This is a genomic window from Enterobacter sp. 342 (genome assembly GCF_036663495.1).
Classification (GTDB): domain Bacteria; phylum Pseudomonadota; class Gammaproteobacteria; order Enterobacterales; family Enterobacteriaceae; genus Enterobacter.
Genome location: NZ_JAWUEI010000095.1, coordinates 1 through 1,982, shown reverse-complemented (window position 1 = coordinate 1,982; position 1,982 = coordinate 1). Strand labels below are relative to the sequence as shown.

Below are 1,982 nucleotides of genomic sequence, written 5' to 3'. Positions count from 1 at the left end.
TGTCAGCACAAAGCGTTATTGTCGTCTCAGCACAATTCACACGCGTCGTGTACGCTAAGCCTTCATTTTGCTCAGCACAGGACCGCGATCTTATGTTGGTGACTATGACAGACAAAGAACTTTACCGGCTTGGCATCATTCAGCGAGTATTTGACCGGGCTTTGCTTCAGCGCGACGCAGCAGACATACTTAAGCTCAGTGTTCGTCAGGTGCAGCGTCTTGTGCGTCTGTACCGGACAGATGGCGCAACCGCATTTGCATCTTCCCGCCGTGGACGTCCTGCAAACAACCGGATCGATGAAGAAACACGCTGTAAAGCCCTGGATTTGATCCGGTGCCACTATTCAGATTTTGGCCCAACGCTCGCAACCGAAAAACTGGCTGAACGCCATCATATATATCTCTCCGTTGAAACCATCCGTAACTGGATGACAGCCGACGGTCTCTGGCGTCCTCATTCCCGCCGGCGAACCCGGGTTTACCAGCCGCGCTATCGTCGCGACTGTTTCGGCGAACTGGTTCAGATCGATGGCTCTCACCATGACTGGTTCGAAGGAAGAGCCCCAAAATGCTGTCTTCTGGTCTTCATGGATGACGCCACAGGTCGCCTGATGCACCTGCGATTCTGTGATTCAGAAAACGCGTTTGACTACATGATGGCTACCCGGCAATACATTGATAAACATGGTAAACCTGTCGCATTTTACAGCGACAAGCATGCGGTGTTCAGGGTCAGCGGACCCGAGAGCCGACGTACCGGCACAACCCAGTTCGGACGGGCTCTCCGGGAACTGGCGATCGAATTGATTTGTGCCAACAGCAGCCAGGCAAAAGGTCGCGTGGAACGGGTAAATAAAACGCTCCAGGATCGACTGATTAAAGAGATGCGCCTGCAGAACATCAGCTCGGTTGCTGAAGCCAATCAGTGGATTGAACATTTCATGTCTGATTTTAACCGTCGTTTCTCCCGGCCGGCAAAATACCCTAAAGATCTGCACCGTGCGGTCACACAGAGTCCACTGGAGCTGAATGATATCTTCGCCTGGCAGGAGCTACGGACCTTATCGAAAGCACTGACTTTTCAGTATGATAAAGTCATGTATATCATTGAACCCACCGAACAAAATACGCGCATAGCAGGTGAAAAAATTACCGTTTATGATTACCCTGACGGAAGCATTACTTTCCGGCATCAGCACCGGCCACTGGGTTATAAGATTTTCGATAAACTGACCTGCGTTGATCAGGGGGCGGTTGTTGATAACAAACGACTGGGTGCCGTTCTGAGGCTGGCACAGCAGAAACAGGACGAGCTGGAGGCTGAAGGAAAGCGAATGCGCAGTACAAAAATGCCCCGCAGGCGCGCTCAGGAGCGTGCACTGGAAGAGCTCAGGGCGATCAACCCGGTGCTGGCCAGTCCGCAGGATTTTATCCCCAGCCTGAAGCGATGAGCCCTTCCCTCACCTGTGGATCTGATATGGCCGACAGATGAGAGAAAAATGGACGACAACAAACCAGTGCTCCTGACACTTCACGAAGCGCTACGCCTGGATTTGATTGAAGCCTATATGGCGCGGGAAATCACGCTGGCAGAAGTGGCAGAGTCCATGGAGCTCACCCGTCGTCAGTGCTCCCGCCTGATTAAGCGCTATCGCGAGCTGGGGCCAGCCGGTCTGGTCAGCCGGCGCCGTGGAAAGCCCGGCAATCATCAGTTAAACACCACCATCAGAGATCAGGCACTGCAGCTTATTCGCTCACGCGGCCGGGGTATGAATCCGTCAGCCATCTGGCGAATTCTGACCACAGAATACGGTGTCCGGATTTCAAAAGAGACCGTACGTAAACTGATGATAGCCGAGAAAACCTGGCAACCACGTTCTTCCTCCAAAGCCTGACTCAACCTTAAAAAGGCATTGTCCAGACTCTCCACTGACGTCAGGTCAGCTTTGTTTTCAGCACGACATTTCAACATTGGCTAGACA

At 52.6% G+C, this 1,982-nt stretch carries 2 protein-coding genes; both read left to right on the top strand.

Features of this window, described 5'->3' with window-relative positions; all coding sequences use genetic code 11:
• The first annotated feature begins 104 nt into the window (after nucleotides 1–104).
• The gene (locus tag V6E55_RS25320; protein ID WP_077253535.1) at nucleotides 105–1,451 is read left to right on the top strand and encodes an ISNCY family transposase; all 1,347 of its coding nucleotides are present in this window, start codon (nucleotides 105–107) and stop codon (nucleotides 1,449–1,451) included.
• A 48-nt stretch (nucleotides 1,452–1,499) separates the two neighbouring features.
• Nucleotides 1,500–1,895 (top strand): helix-turn-helix domain-containing protein, encoded by a 396-nt coding sequence (locus tag V6E55_RS25315; RefSeq protein ID WP_004143398.1) that lies wholly within the window; start codon nucleotides 1,500–1,502, stop codon nucleotides 1,893–1,895.
• Nucleotides 1,896–1,982: the final 87 nt, after the last annotated feature.

Coding starts and splice junctions, on each gene's coding strand:
- V6E55_RS25320 (WP_077253535.1), top strand. CDS start 105: ATGACAGACAAAGAACTTTACCGGCTTGGCATCATTCAGCGAGTATTT.
- V6E55_RS25315 (WP_004143398.1), top strand. CDS start 1,500: ATGGACGACAACAAACCAGTGCTCCTGACACTTCACGAAGCGCTACGC.